Source organism: Methylobacterium sp. Leaf465, assembly GCF_001424705.1.
In the GTDB taxonomy this organism is placed as follows: Bacteria; Pseudomonadota; Alphaproteobacteria; order Rhizobiales; family Beijerinckiaceae; genus Methylobacterium.
Map to the genome: position 1 here is coordinate 309,222 of NZ_LMRA01000012.1, position 15,496 is coordinate 324,717.

Consider the following 15,496-nt stretch of genomic DNA (forward strand, 5'->3'; position numbering starts at 1 on the left):
TGGCCATGATCCTCAATCCTCTCCGACCGACGCCGCCGATGCGTCGCGCTTCAGCGACAGCACCGCGAGCGCGGCCTCGGCGGCACCCCCGCCCTTGTTCAGTTCGGCGACCCGGGCACGGGCCTGGGCCTGGGCTTCCGTCTCCACCGTCAGGATGCCGTTACCCAGCGGCAGGCGCAGGGTGACGGACAGGTCCATCAGGGCCCGCGCGCTCTCGCCCGCGACGATGTCGTAATGCCCGGTCTCGCCGCGGATGACGCAACCGAGCGCCACCACGGCATCGTAGGGCTGGCCGGCACGGGCCGCGGCCTCGACCAGGATCGCGATGGCGGCCGGGATCTCCAGGGCGCCGGGTACGGTCACCACCGTGGCCACCGCTTCGGCTGCGGCAAGGGCGCCTTCCGCGCCGGCCAGGAGTTCGTCGGCGAGATCCTCGTAGTAGCGGGCTTCGACCACGAGGACGCGCGCGCCCTTGACGTTGGCGGGAGCGGTGCGGGAAGCGTAGGCGAGCGATACCATCGAGAGGCTTTCACGGGACACGGTCGGCGGACGGCACAGCAGCCGGGACCGGGCGCGCTTGCCGCGACCCTCGGGGATCCGTCGGTGCGCAAGACTCGACCGGCCGGACCTGTCCTGCGCCCGCAGGCGCGAGCGATAGACCCTAGGCGCCGTGGCGACAAGCGCGAGCCCCGCCAATCCGGGACGGCGGGTGCTGGTCCGCGCGCTCAGGTCCCTGCGGCGGCGCGGCTCTCGGACAAGCGGGCGGCGTAGCGGGCGATGAGGTCGACCTCGAGGTTGAGCCGATCCCCGGCCCGCCGCTCGCCCCAGGTGGTCACCGCCAGGGTGTGCGGGATGAGCAGTACCGAGAACAGGTCTCCGTCCACCGTGTTCACGGTCAGCGAAGTGCCGTCGAGGCAGACCGAGCCCTTCTCGGCGATGAAGCGTGCGAGCTGGGCCGGGGCGCGCAGGGTGAAGCGGTCCGAGGGGGCCCATTGCGGATCCCCCGCGCCGCCCGTGACGGGGTCTCGGGCCACGAGTTCGGCCAGGCCGTCCACGTGGCCGGTGACGAGATGGCCGCCAAGCTCGTCGCCGATCTTCAGGGAGCGCTCGAGATTCAGGCGCCGGCCCTCGCGCCACGTGCTCACATGGGTGCGGGCCAGCGTCTCGGCCGCGGCATCGACGGCGAAGATGCAGCCGTCCTCCGCCGGCTCGATCGCGACCGCCGTGAGGCAAGGGCCCGAGCAGGCGATGGAGGCACCCAGCGCGATGGTGGCGGGATCGTAGTGCGAGCGGATGCAAATGCGGCGCAGGCGGTCGTCGCCGGCGACCGACACGACCTCTCCGACATCCGTGACGAGACCGGTGAACATCTCAGGCGCTCCGCTCGTAGGTGACGGCCCGGTCGGGACCGAGAAACCGGGTTTCGACGACCCGGAGGTGGGGTTCGTCGAGCCGCTTCCGAAGCACAGGGCCGATGGCCGGCAGGCCGCCGGTGTCGCCGAGTCGTCCTGGGCCGGTGATGAGCGTGAAGACGTCGACGAGGTCGGCGCCCGCCAGGGCATCGGCGAGGTGCGGGCCGCCTTCGCAGCAGAGGCGCGTCACGCCCCGCTCGGCCAGGGCCCGCAAGGCGGCGTGCAGGTCGACCCGTCCCGCGCCGTCGGCATCGACGCCGATCACCTCCACACCGAAGGAAGCCAGCATGCGCTTGGCGTGCACCGGAGCCCGGCGGGTGCTGAGGATCAGGGTCGGAACGTCGCGGGCGCTCCGCACCAGGGTGGTGGAGGGCAGCAGGCGGAGGTTCGAATCGAGCACGACGCGCAGGGGCGAACGGTCGGACAGCCCCGGCAGCCGGACCGTGAGGGACGGATCGTCGGCGCGCGCGGTGCCGATGCCGACGAGGATCGCATCCGCGTGCGCTCGCCAGAGATGGACCGCTCCGTCGGCGATGGCGCCGGTGATCCGCAGGCGCTCGGCGGGTGCACCGGCGAAACCATCCTGGGTCTGGGCGAGCTTGAGGTGCAGGCTCGGCCGCCCTCGCGTCACACGGGTGACGTGGCCGCGATGATCGCGGGCGGCCTCCTCCGCCAGGAGGCCCGTGGTCACCGCGATCCCGGCGGCGGCGAGGAGATTATGGCCGCGCCCGGCGACCCGCGGATCGGGGTCCTCCAGGGCCGTGACGACGCGGGCGATGCCGGCTGCGACGATGGCGTCGGTGCAGGGTGGGGTCCGTCCGTGATGGGAGCACGGCTCCAGGCTGACGTAGAGCGTGGCGCCGCGGGCCGCCTCCCCCGCCATGGCGAGAGCGATCGGCTCCGCGTGCGGGCGGCCGCCGGGGGCGGTCACGCCCTGGCCGACGATCCGCTCCGCACCGGGCGGACCCGCCACCACCACCGCGCCGACGGAGGGGTTCGGCCAGGTGCGTCCGAGGTTGCGATGCCCGAGGGCGAGGGCGAGACGCATGTAGCGGCGGTCGGTCTCGCCCGGGTCCGCGGTCTCCGTTCCGGCGGTCTCCATTCCGGCGCTCCTCACGCCCGGGACTTCGGCTGGCGCTTCGGCCGGAGGGGCGTGACCGTCGCGGAGAGATCCGGAAGCCGGTCCCCGGTCGCGGTTCCGCCCGCCCCGCGCGGCTCCTCCGAGCCCGTATCGGCCGGGAGGGCAGCCGGATCGGAGAGGGTCCCGAGCAACGCCTTGAAGTCGCTGGCCTCGCGGAAATTCTTGTAGACCGAGGCGAAGCGCACGTAGGCGACGTCGTCGAGCCCCTTCAGGCCCTCCATCACGAGTTCGCCGATGGCCTCGCTGCCGATCTCGGCCTCGCCGCTGCTCTCGAGCTGACGCGTGATGCCGCTGACGAGGCGTTCGATGCGCTCGGGGTCCACCGGGCGCTTGCGCAGGGCGACCCCGATCGAGCGCTGGAGCTTGTCGCGGTCGAAGGGCACGCGCTTGCCCGAACGCTTGAGCACGGTGAGTTCGCGCAACTGCACCCGTTCGAAGGTGGTGAAGCGACCGCCGCAATCCGGGCAGACCCGGCGCCGGCGGATCGCCGCCGCGTCGTCGCTCGGGCGCGAATCCTTCACCTGGGTGTCGGGACCGCCGCAATAGGGACACCGCATCGGACGGACACCTGGGAGGGAGGAGCGCTGAGGGGAAGGCGCGCCGGAAACGACAACGGCCGCGGACTCGAGGGTCCGCGGCCGTTGCATGGCATGGTGAGGGGCGCCGGTTCAAGCGCCCGCTGGCGGGGCGGTGCGCCTCAGCCGTAGATCGGGAAGCGGTCGGTGAGGGCGTGCACCCGCTGCTTCACGCTCGCCTCGACCGCGGCATCGCCCTCGTCACCCTTGGCCACCAAGCCATCGAGGACTTCGACGATGAGGCCGCCGATCTGCTTGAACTCGGCGACGCCGAAGCCGCGCGAGGTGCCAGCCGGGGTGCCAAGGCGGATGCCCGAGGTGATGGTGGGCTTCTGCGTGTCGAACGGCACGCCGTTCTTGTTGCAGGTGATGTCAGCGCGGCTGAGGGCCGCTTCCGCCGCCTTGCCGGTAAGGCCCTTGCTGGTGAGGTCGACCAGCATGAGGTGGTTGTCAGTGCCGCCCGAGGTGATGTTGTAGCCGCTCGACATCAGGGTGTCGGCCAGCGCCTTGGCGTTCTCGATCACCTGCTTGGCGTAGATCTTGAACTCGGGCTTCAGGGCCTCGCCGAAGGCCACGGCCTTGCCGGCGATGACGTGCATGAGCGGGCCGCCCTGGATGCCGGGGAAGATCGCCGAATTGAACTTCTTGGCCAGCGCCTCGTCGTTCGTCAGGATCATGCCGCCGCGCGGACCGCGCAGGGTCTTGTGGGTCGTCGTGGTGACGACGTGGGCGTGCGGGAAGGGCGACGGATGCACGCCGGCCGCGATCAGGCCCGCGAAATGCGCCGCGTCCACGAAGAAATAGGCGCCGACGGCATCGGCGATCTCACGGAACTTGGCGAAGTCCCAGTGGCGCGGATAGCCCGAGCCGCCGGCGATGATCACCTTGGGCTTGTGCTCGTGGGCGAGGGCCTCGACCTGCTCCATGTCGATGCGCTGGTCGTCGCGGCGCACGGTGTAGGAGACGGGCTTGAACCACTTGCCCGAGACGTTCGGGGGGGCGCCGTGGGTGAGGTGGCCGCCGGCCGCGAGGTCGAGGCCGAGGAAGGTGTCGCCCGGCTGCATCAGGGCCAGGAACACGCCCTGGTTCGCCTGGCTGCCGGAGTTCGGCTGCACGTTGGCGAAGCCGCAGTTGAACAGACGCTTGGCGCGATCGATGGCCAGGTTCTCGGCGATGTCGACGAACTGGCAGCCGCCATAGTAGCGGCGGCCCGGATAGCCCTCGGCGTACTTGTTCGTCAGCACCGAGCCCTGCGCTTCGAGAACCGCGCGCGAGACGATGTTCTCGGAGGCGATCAGCTCGATCTCGTGCTGCTGGCGGCCGAGTTCCTGGGCCACCGCCTGCGCGATCTCCGGATCCGCGTCCGCGAGGGGAGCAGCGAAGAAGGTGTTGGAGAAGTGCTTGTCGGCAGCAGTACCGGCGCTCATGGAAAGCCTCGATTGTTGAACGGGCGGACGCACCCGTAATCCGCTGGCGTAGGGCGGGCGGGCGTTCGAAGGCTGGATTACTACACGCGACCGGTTCCAAGGCCAAGCACAGGCATTTTTTTGCGTGGGATCAAAAAAATTCAGCACAGAGCGCGTCGCTCAGAGTCGAGCCGGCAACAACCCGTGTCGTGGCGTCGCATCCACCATGCAAAAGGCCCGCGCCTTGGGGCGCGGGCCTGGACAATCGTGCCGTTTGATCGCCGATGAGCGGGCTCAGTTCTCCTCGTCGCCCGGCTCGAAGCTCTGAACCGGCTCGGCGCTGGCGACCGGGGTCGGGGCCGAGAGGGTCGAGGGCACGTTCACGCCGTCACGCTTGTAGATGTCGTCGCGGAACTGGACGAGGCCGTCCGGGGTCGACCAGGCCGTGATGTAGGTCCAGTAGACCGGAACCGGGGTCGACAGCGTGGCGTCGACCCGCTTGCCGCTCTCGATGGCCTGCTCGACCTGCTCGCGGCCCCAGCCGGGCGTGTCCTTGAGAAGCCAGGTGATGTACTCGCGCACGTTCTGCACGCGGACGCAGCCCGAGGAGATGAAGCGGAAATCGTCGCCGTAGACGCCCTTCGAGTTCGTGTCGTGCATGAACACGCCGTAGGGGTTCGGAATGTTGATGCGCACGATGCCCATCGAGTTGAAGTCGGCCCCCGAATCCTGGCGGTAGCGGTAGCGGGTGCCTTCGTCCGAGTTCCAGTTCACCGAAGCCGGGGAGATTTCGTTTTCGCCGGCGAAGATACGGATCTTGTTCTCGGTGAGGTAGGTCGGATCCTTCTGCATCTTGGGGATCAGGTCCTTCTTCACGATGGAAGCCGGGACCGTCCAGAAGGGGTTGAAATTGATCTGCGTCGCCTTGGTGTTCATGATCGGCGACTGGCGGTCGATCTTGCCGACGCCGGCGGCGTGAAGGGTCACGACCTGGCCGTTCTCCACCGTCTGCACCAGGGCGGCGGGGATGTTGGTGATGACGAACCGATTGCCGAGGTTGCCGGCATAGGAGCGCAGGCGCACCACGTTGATTTCGAGCTGGTGCAGGCGGACATCGGCCGGCACGTTCATGGCCGCCTGGGTGGTCTGGCTCATGGCGCCGGTCTGGCTCAGGCCATGCCGCGCCTGGAAACGCTTCACGCCGGCCGCGACGTAGGAATCGTACACGCCCGAGCCGCCGGAGGCCGGGTCGAGATCGCCCGTGACGATCAGGCGCTGGCGCAGGGCGGCCACGGCCGGCCCCTTGGCGCCGACGCGCAGGCGATCGGCGCCGGAGACCGGCTTCCATCCGCCGCGATTGACGATGTCCCGGTAGCGCTCGATCATCTGCTCCGTGGCCGCCACGGTCTGCGGAGACAGGATCGGCGTCGAGGAGCGCTGCACCTGCATGGCGGCGGGCGAGGCATAGTCCTGCGCCCATTCGGCCTGGGCGAAGCCGCCGGCCTCACGCGCCGTCGCCGACTGGCCGATGACGGCCGCCGATGCGAGCAGCGCGAAGCCGAGCGCGCGGGTGTGGAAAGCCTGATTCAGCATCGGACGTGAACTCTGATCTGATTTACGAAGCGACATGCGGTGTCGTCGGTCCCGGCAGCGCGCGCCGAGGTCTCGGAACACCCCCTGTCACGACCGTGTCGGGGTACGGTTAAGAACTCATGGGGACCCGGCCACATTGTGGCACGGCGCGGCTTATCCCCGCGATCCCCGGACACGTTCTCTCGACTGCGGCCCGTGTGCCACAGCACGGTGTCTCACCGTGCGATCGGCATGGCGAAACGAGGACCGATGGCGTAAGTCGAAGGACGATGACGCTTCCGGCGAACCAGGCTGGCCACGGAAGGTGGGCCCCGCTGCGTGCGATCACTGCGGTGGTCGCCCTCTACGCGTTCGTTCTCCATGCCGTCCTCAGCGGTCTCGTGCCCCTGCCGGACTCCTCCGCGCACGGCATCCTCTGCCTCGGGCAGATCGACGAGGCCGGCCCCGCTGAACCCGATTCGACCCACGCCCATCATCAGCCCTGTTGCACCGTGGCCGGGCCGATGCTGCACGCGGCGATGCCGGAGGTGTCGGCTCGCACCATCGTCTGGCCGGCGCCCGCGACGAGCCGGGTGACCTGGCGACGCGAGGCGTCCGTCGCCGCTCGTGGACCGCCGGGCACGATCCCCCATCCCAGAGGTCCGCCCGCCGTCTGATCCGATCGCCGATTCCCGATCCCATCAGACACGGACCATCCGATGAACCGCATCCCCCGGGCCGAGCTCTTCGCAGGCCTCCTCCTCTCCCTGTCCGCTACCGCCGCCCTCGCCCACGCCACCCTGGAGCGCAAAGAGGCGAGCCCGAATGCCGCCTACCGCGGCGTCGTGCAGATCACCCATGGCTGCGACGGCCAGCCCACCAACCGCGTCAGCGTCACCATCCCCGAGGGCGTGATCGGTGCCAAACCAATGCCGAAGCCCGGCTGGACCGTGACGACCGAGAAGGGCGCCTATGCCCGCGCCTATCCGTACTATCACGGGGACATTCGCGAGGGGGTGAGGACCATCACCTGGACCGGGGGCAGCCTGCCCGACGATCAGGTCGACGAATTCACCTTCCTGGCGCGGATCAGCGACGCCTTCGCGCCCGGCAGCACGGTCTACTTCCCCGTCGAGCAGGATTGCGCCGCGGGGCAGTACCGCTGGGGCGAGATCCCGGCCGCGGGGCAGGAGGCCCATGCCCTGAAATCCCCCGCCCCCGGCGTCCGCATCGTGGCCGCCGCCTCCGGCCCGGCCCGCGCCGCGGCGTCGAGCGTCAAGGCCGGCGACCTGAGCATCGAGACCCCCTGGATGCGCGCGACGCCCGGCGGCGCCAAGGTGGCGGGCGGCTACGTCCGCGTCACCAACACCGGCAGCCAGGCCGACCGCCTCGTCGGAGCTTCGATCCCCCTGGCGGGACGCACGTCGATCCACTCCATGACCATGGAGGGCGGTGTGATGAAGATGGCCCCGGTCGAGGGTGGCCTGGTGATCAAGCCGGGCGAGACGGTGGAGCTGAAGCCCGGCGGGCTGCACCTCATGTTCGAGGATCTCGCGAGTGGACCCAAGGCCGGCGAGACGGTCGAGGGCACGCTGCGCTTCGAGCGCGCCGGCACCGTGCCCGTCACCTTCAGCGTCGCGCCCATCGGCGCGATGAAGCCGGGTGCGCCAGCCGCCGCCGCGACGGCACCGGGCCACCACGAGCACTGACGCCGCGCGTCCCCGGATCCCGGGGACCGAAGGCCGGCCGGATCCTACCGTGACCGGCCGGCTCGACGCCTGGCGGTGTCCGTCTTCCAACTGGCCCGACCCATCGCTCCGCCGCGCGCATCCCCGCGCGGCGTCCGCCACCTCGCCCCTCTCCCACCGGGATCATGCCGGCCCCTTCGCGCCGTCGCGAAGCGCGGGCCCATGGTCCGGAGCCCGTCCCATGTCCGCGCCTCGGAATGTCTCCCCTCCCCGAAATGAGTCCGCCCTTCTCTCCCCCTGCCCCAAGGCCGCTGCCCTCGCCCTCCTGGGGGGTGCCTCGCTCCTGACCCTCGTCATCGCCGCGACGCCGTCCTGCGCCGAGGGAACGGCTGCCGCGACGTTGTCCGAGCTCAGCATCGAGGGCGCCGCGGCCGGCTCCCTCACGGTGCCGAGCGTCGCGGCCCAGCGCGCTGCGGTGAACGCCACCGTCGGTTCCGTCGCCTTCGTCGACGCCAAGGACTTCCAGGACCGCTACGCCAATACCCTGCGCGACACGCTGAAGGACGTGCCCGGTGTCTACGTGCAGGAACGCTACGGCCAGGAACTCCGCCTGTCGGTCCGCGGCTCGGGCATCTCGCGTGGCTTCCACCTGCGCGGGCTCGAACTGCTGCAGGACGGCATTCCGCTGAACCTCGCCGACGGCAGCGGCGACTTCTACCAGGTCGATCCCCTGGGGCTGCGCTCGATCGAGGTCTACAAGGGCGGCAACGCCCTCACCTTCGGAGCGACGACCCTCGGCGGGGCCATCAACGTCGTCACCCCCACCGCCCAGACGGCCTTCGCGCCCAACATCCTGCGCATCGACGGCGGCGCCTTCAACACGATCCGGGAGAACGTTCAGGTCTCGCGCATCTCCGGCCCGGTCGATTTTCTCGTCAACGGCACGATCACCAATTCCGACGGCTACCGGGACCACGAGACCCAGCGGACGCAGAACTTCAACGCCAATCTCGGCTACCAGCTCGCGCCGGGCGTCGAGACGCGCTTCTATGCCGGAGTCTACCTGACCGACCAGAAGCTCCCCGGCACGCTGAGCCTCTTCAATGCCCTGAACAATCCGACGCTCGCCAATCCGTCGGCGATCGCCGGCAACCAGTCGCGCAAGGTCGAGACCGAGCGGATCGCCAACCGCACCTCGTTTCTGCTCGATGTCGGCAAGCTCGACATCGACACCTGGGCGATTCACAAGTCACTCTACCACCCGATTTTCCAGGTCATCGATCAGGACGGCTGGACCTACGGGATCGCCCCGCACTGGGCCGGGACCTTCGAGGTCGCCGGCTATCGCAACGACCTGATCCTCGGCCTGCGCGCCTTCGCGGGCCAGAATTCGGCCCTCCAGTTCGTCAACGTCGCCGGCCAGCGCGGCGCGCAGACGCTGCGCGCGGTGCAGAGCGCCTCGAACTACGAAGCCTATGGCGAGAACCGCTTCTGGTTCCTGCCGGACGTGGCCCTGATGGCCGGCGCCAAGGCGTTTTCCTCCAACCGGACCTACAGCAACAAGGGCGGCTTCTCCGGCGCCAACGCGTTCCCCGCCTCGGCCAACGAGACCTATGCGGGTATCAATCCCAAGGTCGGCCTCCTCTGGCAGCCGCTGCCCGACCTGCAGGTCTTCGGCGACATCACCGGGTCGCGTGACGTGCCGGATTTCTCCGACCTCGTGCAGCAGAATACGCTGAACACCACGTTCGTGCCGCTGCGGGCGCAGCGCGCCGTGACCTACGAGGCCGGCACGCGCGGGCGGATCGATCGACTGTCCTGGGACGTCACCCTCTATCGCTCGGAGATCCGCGACGAGCTCATCAACTTCTCGATCAACCCGGGCCTCAACATTCCGGCCGCGACCTTCAACGCGCCCCGGACCCGCCACCAGGGCGTCGAGGCCGCAATCGCCCTCGATCTTGCCCGCGACCTGATCGGCACCGGCGACGCGGTCGTGGTTTCGCAGATCTGGACCCACAACGACTTCCACTTCCTCGCCGACCCGGTCTTCGGCGACAACCAGATCGCCGGCATCCCGCGCGATGTGCTGCGCACGGTCCTGACCTATCGCAACCGCGAGGGTTTCCACGTCAGTCCCTCCGTCGACTGGGTGCCCCAGGGTGCCTTCGCCGACCATGCCAACAGCCTGAGGGTGCCGGGCTACGCCCTCCTCAACGTCCAGGCCGGGTACGACTTCCAGAACGGCGTCTCGGTCTTCGTCGATGCCCGAAACCTGACCGATGCCCGCTACGTGTCGGACATCTCCGTCGTCACCGATGCCCGGACCGTCGCGGGCGGCCCGGTGGCCTTTTACCCGGGCGTCGGCCGCAGCATCTTCGGCGGCATCCGCGCCGGTTTCTGATCGGGCGGGAGCGGGCCGCCGGGTGAGGGTGCGCCTTTCGCGGCCGCCCGCTAGAAGCGCGCCATGAATGAGGGTTTCACCATCGCGCGCGCCCCCGGTGTTCCGGCGCCGGACCATCACCCGGACGTGCATGTCGGCCCGGATGGCTGGCTGTTCCTGATCGGCGGCACCAATTCCGTGCTGAGGCAGTATCGCGATCCGGGGATTCCACGCGCCATCCTCTGGCGCTGGCGCCGCATCCTGGAAGCGCGGGTGCGGCGTTGCGCGGGCCTCGGCACCCGCTACGCCCACGTGGTGGCGCCGGAGAAGCTCACGGTCTATCCGCAGGCGTCCGATGCGCTCGCCTTCGACCCCGAGCGCGCGCCGGTCCTACGCCTGGAGCGCTGGCTCCGCCTCTCGCCGGCCCGGCGCCACTGGATCGATCTCGTACGGCCGTTTCGCGCGCGTGCCGCCGAGGCGCCGCTCTATTGCCGGACGGACAGCCACTGGACCTTCGCCGGATATCTCCTCGCCTATGGCGAGATCTGCCGCCATCTCGGTCTTGCTCCGCGCCAGGATATCCTCCGGCGCCGCATCGGCTCACCTGCACCCTATGCCGGCGATCTCGGCCTGAAGTTCGATCCGATCCGCAGGGAGACGGTGGAGTCCTGCCTGTTCGAGACCTCGGCGCGGCGCATCCACGCCAACAGGCTCGTCACGGCCTTCGAGGCGGAGGGCCGGGGTCAGGCGGCGCATATCGGCGCCCACGTGGTCTACCGGAACGACTCGCGCGAGGCCGACCCGCGCCGGCTGGTCCTGTTCGCCGATTCCTACGGCCACCATACGTCGACCCCCCATACGGGGAGCCTGACGCCGCTCCTCGCCGACACCTTCCGTGAGGTTCACGTCCTGTGGTCGACGAGCATCGACTGGGGCTACGTCGCCCGGGTGAAGCCGGATTTCGTGGTGTCGGAGATCGCCGAGCGCTTCATGATCGAGCTGCCCCAGACCGGCTTCAACATCGAGAAGCTCGCGGATCTCGCCTTGGCGCGTAGGACAGACTGAAACGACGAACGCCCCGGAGATGTCTCCGGGGCGCGATGTCGATCGATGGCGGTCCGCGATGGGTGTGCGGGCCTAGTAGAGCCCGCCGGCCTGGGCGGCGCGATCTGCGTCCGGCGGAACCGCGGCCGGGGCGCTGGAGGATTGTGCCGGGGCGGCGACGTAGGCGTCGGGCGGGGCGGTGCCGGGCTTGAAGGCCTCGAGGATGGTACCACCACCCTCGCCCGAGCCGGCGCGCATGCCGGAGGCGGCCGAGACGCGGATCAGCTTGATGCCCGGGGGCACGCGGAACGGCGTCGGCGGCTTGTCCTTGAGGGCCTGCTTCAGGAAGTCCAGGGCGATGGGGGCTGCGAGACCGCCGCCGGTGGCCCGGTCCCCCAGGGAGCGCGGCTTGTCGAAGCCGATATAGACGCCCACCGCGAGGTCCGGCGAGAAGCCGACGAACCAGGCGTCCTTGGCGTCGTTCGTCGTCCCGGTCTTGCCGGCGAGGGGCTTGCCGACCTGCTTCAGGATGGTGGCGGTGCCGCGCTGGACCACGCCTTCCATGATCGAGACCATCTGGTAGGCGGTCAGCGGGTCGAGGACCTGCTCGGAATCGTCCACGAGCTTGGGCTCGTCCTGGCCCGACCACTTGTCCGCGTCGCAGCCGAGGCACTTGCGGTTGTCGTGCTTGTAGATGGTCTCGCCGACGCGATCCTGGATGCGGTCGATCAGGGTCGGACGGATGCGCCGGCCGCCGTTGGCCAGCATCGAGTAGGCGGTGACCATGCGCATCACCGTGGTCTCGCCGGCGCCGAGCGACATCGGCAGCACCGGGAGCATGTCGTCGTAGACGCCGAAGCGGCGGGCATATTCCGCGATCAGCGGCATGCCGACGTCCTTGGCGAGCCGCACCGTCATCAGGTTCTTCGAATGCTCGATGCCGTAGCGCAGGGTGTGCGGACCGCCGGACTTGCCGTCGTAGTTCGAGGGCGTCCAGGCCTCCTGGCCGGGGCCCGCCTCGATGGTGATCGGCGAATCCTGCACGATCGACGACGGGGTGTAGCCGTTGTCCAGGGCCGCCGAGTAGACGATCGGCTTGAAGGAGGAGCCGGGCTGGCGCATCGCCTGGGTGGCGCGGTTGAATTGGCTCTCGTCGTAGGAGAAGCCGCCGACCATCGCGTGCACGCGACCGGTATAGGGGTCCATCGCCACGATGGCGCCCGAGACCTCGGGCCGCTGGCGCAGGCGGTACTGGTTGCGGCTCGTATCCGTCGCCTCGACGTAGACGACGTCGCCGGCGTTGAGCGCCGCGGCGGGCGACCGCCCGGTCCAGCGGGTGCCTTCGGCGGTGATCGTGCCGGTCTCGCGCTCCTTCGACACCTGGCCGGAGGCTTCACGGCGCGGCTGCAGGCCGATCTGGGCCGAGCCGCCGGTGGTGTTCAGGACCACGGCGAGGCGCCACGGCGCGACGTCGCCGAGACCGGGCACTTCGGCCACGGCGAGGCCCCAGTCGCGGCCGACGAGGTCGACCTTGGCCTGCGCGCCGCGCCAGCCGTGCGACTGGTCGTAGCGAACCAGGCCGTCCACCAGGGCCTTGCGGGCCCAGGACTGCATCTTCGGGTCCAGGGTGGCGCGCACGGAGAGGCCGCCCTCGTAGAGCTTCTTCTCGCCGTAGCGCTCGGCGATCTCGCGCCGGACCTCTTCGGTGAAGTAGTTGGCGTTGGCGGCGTTGGCGAAGGCGACGCGCGGATTGACGCCGAGGGGCATCTTGCGGGCCGCCTCGGCCTCTTCCTTGGTGATGTACCCGTTCTGGGCCATCAGGCCGATGATCTCGTTGCGCCGATCGAGCGCCTTCTGGGTCTGGCGGTAGGGGTGGTAGTTGTTCGGCCCCTTCGGCAGGGCGGCGAGGTAGGCCGCTTCGTTGATCGTCAGTTCGTGGACCGACTTGCCGAAGTAATCGAGTGCCGCTGCCGCGACGCCGTGCAGGTTGCGCCCGGGCACGATCGTGCCGAGGAAGATCTCGTTCAGGTAGAGCTCGAGGATCTTGTCCTTCGAGTAGGCGGCCTCGATCCGGAAGGCGATCAGCGCCTCCTTGGCCTTGCGCTCGAAGGTCTGCTCCGGGGACAGGAGGAAGTTCTTGGCGACCTGCTGGGTGATCGTCGAGGCGCCCTGCTTCTTGCCGCTCTTGAAGTTCGTCAGCGCGGCGCGCACGAGACCCTCGGGGTCGACGCCGCCATGCTTGTAGAAGTTCTTGTCCTCGGCCGAGAGGAAGGCCGCGACGACGATCTTGGGCATCGCCTGGATCGGGAGGTAGAGCCGCCGCTCACTGGCGTACTCGGCCAGCAGCGAGCCGTCCGCCGCATGGACGCGGCTCATCACCGGCGGCTCGTAATTGGCGAGCGCGGCGTGATCCGGCAGGTCCTGGCTGAATTTCCAGTAGAAGAACGCGGCCGCCGCGGCGGCGATCACGAAGACCATCGCGCCGACGCTGAACAGGAAGCCGAAGAAACGAAGGATGAAGCGCATCCGGGTCCCGTCCGTCGATGATCCATCGCCGCCGGCCGGCCGCGAGAGCACCCGCCACGATGGCGCGTACCTCCTCGGACCGTGTCCCATTCCGAAATGCAAGAGTCCCGCCGCGTGAAATGCGGTCGAGCCCACGCTGTCGGCGGCGTTCGCTCAAGCGCGCCGCGATCAATCCGACCGAGACCATCGGCATCGGTGTGACCGGAGCGCTGTGAGCCCCGGTTTCACACGCATTCTATGGTGAAACTGGGGCGATTGCGGCCGAGCGACGGGGCGGCTGCGGACGGGTCAGCGACGTCCGGCTGCCGAAGAACGCATCGATCGCCTTGGCCATGCCGCCGGTCACCTCGGCGCGCCAACCCTCCGACTGCAGCAGGTCGAGGTCGTGCTTGCTGGACAGGTAGCCGAGTTCCACCAGCACCGAGGGGACGTCGGGCGAGCGCAGAACCTGGAAGCCGGCCTCGCGGTGCGGCTTGGCGCTCATCTCCATGACCGGCCCGAGATGGGTCATCAGCCTCCTGGCGAACCCCGACGAGAAGGTGCGGGTCTCGCGCAGGGTCAGTTCCTGGAGGATGTCGGCGACATGGCCGGGACCCTCGTTCGATTCGGTGCCGGCGGCCGCGTCGGCGCGGTTCTCGCGCTCGGCGAGCTTGGCCGATTCGGCGTCGGTGGCCTTCTCGGAGCCGGTGTAGATGGTGGCGCCGCGCACCTGCGGGGCCGACGAGATCGAATCCGCATGGATCGAGACGAAGAGGTCGGCCTTCGCCTCGCGGGCGAGGCGGACGCGCTCGGAGAGGGGCACGAAGACGTCGCGGTCCCGCGTCATCCGCACCCGGTACCGGCCGCCGGCTTCGAGCTGGGACACCAGGGCCTGGGCGAAGCCGAACACGATGTCCTTCTCGAAGGCGCCGGTGGCCGCGATGGCGCCGGGATCGGTCCCGCCGTGGCCGGCATCGATCATGATCAGAGGGCGGGCGTCCGTCGATTCCGGGATGGTCGCGACCTTGCGCTGGGCCGGTGCCGGATCGCTCGCCACCGAAGCGCGTCGGAAGCCCTCGCGATCGCTGCGCTGGAACTCGATGCTGAGCAGCACGGCGCCGTCGCGCGGGCGCGTCATGGTCTCGATCCGCCCCACCGTCGCCGGTTGGGCGAGGTCGACGACGATGCGCGACCGTCCCGGCGCGAAGAGCCCGTAGCGGAAGGAGGCCACCACCCCGTCGCGCTTCCGGCCGGTTTCCGGCCCAAGCTGGAAGTTCACTTCCGCCAGATCGATCACCACCCGATCCGGACGCTCCATCACGAAGGCCTTCGCCTCGATGGCCTTCGAAAGGGTCAGGGTCAGCTTCGTGGTACCGTTGCTCGTGGCGAGGTCCGCCGCGATGGCGACGGCCGCCGGCGAGGCGGTCCCATGCGCGTTGTCGGTGTCCTGTGCCCGTGCACCGGTCCCGGCGAACGGGCTCGCTCCGGCGCAGGCCAGGGCGAGGAGGACGGAGCGGAGAAGGCGGGCGCGTCTCGGCATCGTTCCGGCAATCATCCCCGTGAGGACGGGCCCGCCCCGGAGGAGCGGGCTCGCGAGCGGGCTATGAAGTAAGCCAGCCACTACCGGATACCGACGGGATGGTTAACCGTTCCTCAAGGGCCGCGTTCCACTTCGGCGCCCCTTGTGTCCCGGCGGCGACAGCCCCCGCCACGACGCGGGCCGCGGCGATCCCCCTGCCGAGGTTCGGCACGGAGATGTCAGGTCAGAGC

At 69.6% G+C, this 15,496-nt stretch carries 12 protein-coding genes; 4 read left to right on the top strand and 8 right to left on the bottom strand.

The window, feature by feature from the left end:
• Positions 1-12: 12 nt before the first annotated feature.
• The 6 genes from ribH to ASG51_RS09980 all read right to left on the bottom strand — a co-directional run bounded on the left by ribH (position 13) and on the right by ASG51_RS09980 (position 6,127).
• The gene (ribH, locus tag ASG51_RS09955) at positions 13-519 is read right to left on the bottom strand and encodes a 6,7-dimethyl-8-ribityllumazine synthase (RefSeq protein WP_056213889.1); all 507 of its coding nucleotides are present in this window, start codon (positions 517-519) and stop codon (positions 13-15) included.
• 206 nt (positions 520-725) lie between these two features.
• A complete protein-coding gene (locus ASG51_RS09960; protein ID WP_056380545.1) occupies positions 726-1,370 on the bottom strand; it encodes a riboflavin synthase in 645 nt (214 codons plus the stop codon).
• Between the two features lies 1 nt (position 1,371).
• Positions 1,372-2,514 (bottom strand): bifunctional diaminohydroxyphosphoribosylaminopyrimidine deaminase/5-amino-6-(5-phosphoribosylamino)uracil reductase RibD, encoded by a 1,143-nt coding sequence (ribD, locus tag ASG51_RS09965; protein WP_056380548.1) that lies wholly within the window; start codon positions 2,512-2,514, stop codon positions 1,372-1,374.
• Between the two features lie 11 nt (positions 2,515-2,525).
• Entirely contained in the window at positions 2,526-3,110 is a 585-nt protein-coding gene (gene nrdR, locus ASG51_RS09970) for a transcriptional regulator NrdR (RefSeq protein WP_244476410.1), read from the bottom strand.
• A 140-nt stretch (positions 3,111-3,250) separates the two neighbouring features.
• A complete protein-coding gene (gene glyA, locus ASG51_RS09975; protein WP_056274539.1) occupies positions 3,251-4,555 on the bottom strand; it encodes a serine hydroxymethyltransferase in 1,305 nt (434 codons plus the stop codon).
• Between the two features lie 273 nt (positions 4,556-4,828).
• On the bottom strand, positions 4,829-6,127 hold the full coding sequence (locus tag ASG51_RS09980; protein WP_056351394.1) for a L,D-transpeptidase family protein: 1,299 nt from the start codon (positions 6,125-6,127) through the stop codon (positions 4,829-4,831).
• A gap of 332 nt (positions 6,128-6,459) precedes the next feature.
• On the opposite strand from ASG51_RS09980, the gene ASG51_RS09985 reads away from it, so the two are divergent.
• From ASG51_RS09985 to ASG51_RS10000, 4 genes are all read left to right on the top strand, one after another.
• Entirely contained in the window at positions 6,460-6,783 is a 324-nt protein-coding gene (locus tag ASG51_RS09985) for a hypothetical protein (RefSeq protein WP_056380550.1), read from the top strand.
• 42 nt (positions 6,784-6,825) lie between these two features.
• Positions 6,826-7,815 carry a DUF1775 domain-containing protein gene (locus ASG51_RS09990; protein ID WP_056380553.1) on the top strand — a complete coding sequence of 330 codons (990 nt, stop codon included), beginning with the start codon at positions 6,826-6,828 and terminating at the stop codon, positions 7,813-7,815.
• 220 nt (positions 7,816-8,035) lie between these two features.
• Positions 8,036-10,198: a TonB-dependent receptor gene (locus ASG51_RS09995; RefSeq protein WP_082513954.1), complete on the top strand. Its 2,163-nt coding sequence runs from the start codon at positions 8,036-8,038 to the stop codon at positions 10,196-10,198.
• A gap of 63 nt (positions 10,199-10,261) precedes the next feature.
• On the top strand, positions 10,262-11,242 hold the full coding sequence (locus tag ASG51_RS10000; protein WP_082513955.1) for a hypothetical protein: 981 nt from the start codon (positions 10,262-10,264) through the stop codon (positions 11,240-11,242).
• A gap of 72 nt (positions 11,243-11,314) precedes the next feature.
• Here the strand turns inward: ASG51_RS10000 and ASG51_RS10005 are convergent, their stop codons facing one another.
• Both ASG51_RS10005 and ASG51_RS10010 read right to left on the bottom strand, forming a co-directional pair.
• Positions 11,315-13,747 carry a penicillin-binding protein 1A gene (locus ASG51_RS10005; protein WP_056213908.1) on the bottom strand — a complete coding sequence of 811 codons (2,433 nt, stop codon included), beginning with the start codon at positions 13,745-13,747 and terminating at the stop codon, positions 11,315-11,317.
• Between the two features lie 235 nt (positions 13,748-13,982).
• On the bottom strand, positions 13,983-15,266 hold the full coding sequence (locus ASG51_RS10010) for an N-acetylmuramoyl-L-alanine amidase (RefSeq protein ID WP_056380555.1): 1,284 nt from the start codon (positions 15,264-15,266) through the stop codon (positions 13,983-13,985).
• Positions 15,267-15,496 lie beyond the last annotated feature (230 nt).

Coding starts and splice junctions, on each gene's coding strand:
- ribH (WP_056213889.1), bottom strand. CDS start 519: ATGGTATCGCTCGCCTACGCTTCCCGCACCGCTCCCGCCAACGTCAAG.
- ASG51_RS09960 (WP_056380545.1), bottom strand. CDS start 1,370: ATGTTCACCGGTCTCGTCACGGATGTCGGAGAGGTCGTGTCGGTCGCC.
- ribD (WP_056380548.1), bottom strand. CDS start 2,514: ATGGAGACCGCCGGAACGGAGACCGCGGACCCGGGCGAGACCGACCGC.
- nrdR (WP_244476410.1), bottom strand. CDS start 3,110: ATGCGGTGTCCCTATTGCGGCGGTCCCGACACCCAGGTGAAGGATTCG.
- glyA (WP_056274539.1), bottom strand. CDS start 4,555: ATGAGCGCCGGTACTGCTGCCGACAAGCACTTCTCCAACACCTTCTTC.
- ASG51_RS09980 (WP_056351394.1), bottom strand. CDS start 6,127: ATGCTGAATCAGGCTTTCCACACCCGCGCGCTCGGCTTCGCGCTGCTC.
- ASG51_RS09990 (WP_056380553.1), top strand. CDS start 6,826: ATGAACCGCATCCCCCGGGCCGAGCTCTTCGCAGGCCTCCTCCTCTCC.
- ASG51_RS09995 (WP_082513954.1), top strand. CDS start 8,036: ATGTCCGCGCCTCGGAATGTCTCCCCTCCCCGAAATGAGTCCGCCCTT.
- ASG51_RS10000 (WP_082513955.1), top strand. CDS start 10,262: ATGAATGAGGGTTTCACCATCGCGCGCGCCCCCGGTGTTCCGGCGCCG.
- ASG51_RS10005 (WP_056213908.1), bottom strand. CDS start 13,747: ATGCGCTTCATCCTTCGTTTCTTCGGCTTCCTGTTCAGCGTCGGCGCG.
- ASG51_RS10010 (WP_056380555.1), bottom strand. CDS start 15,266: ATGCCGAGACGCGCCCGCCTTCTCCGCTCCGTCCTCCTCGCCCTGGCC.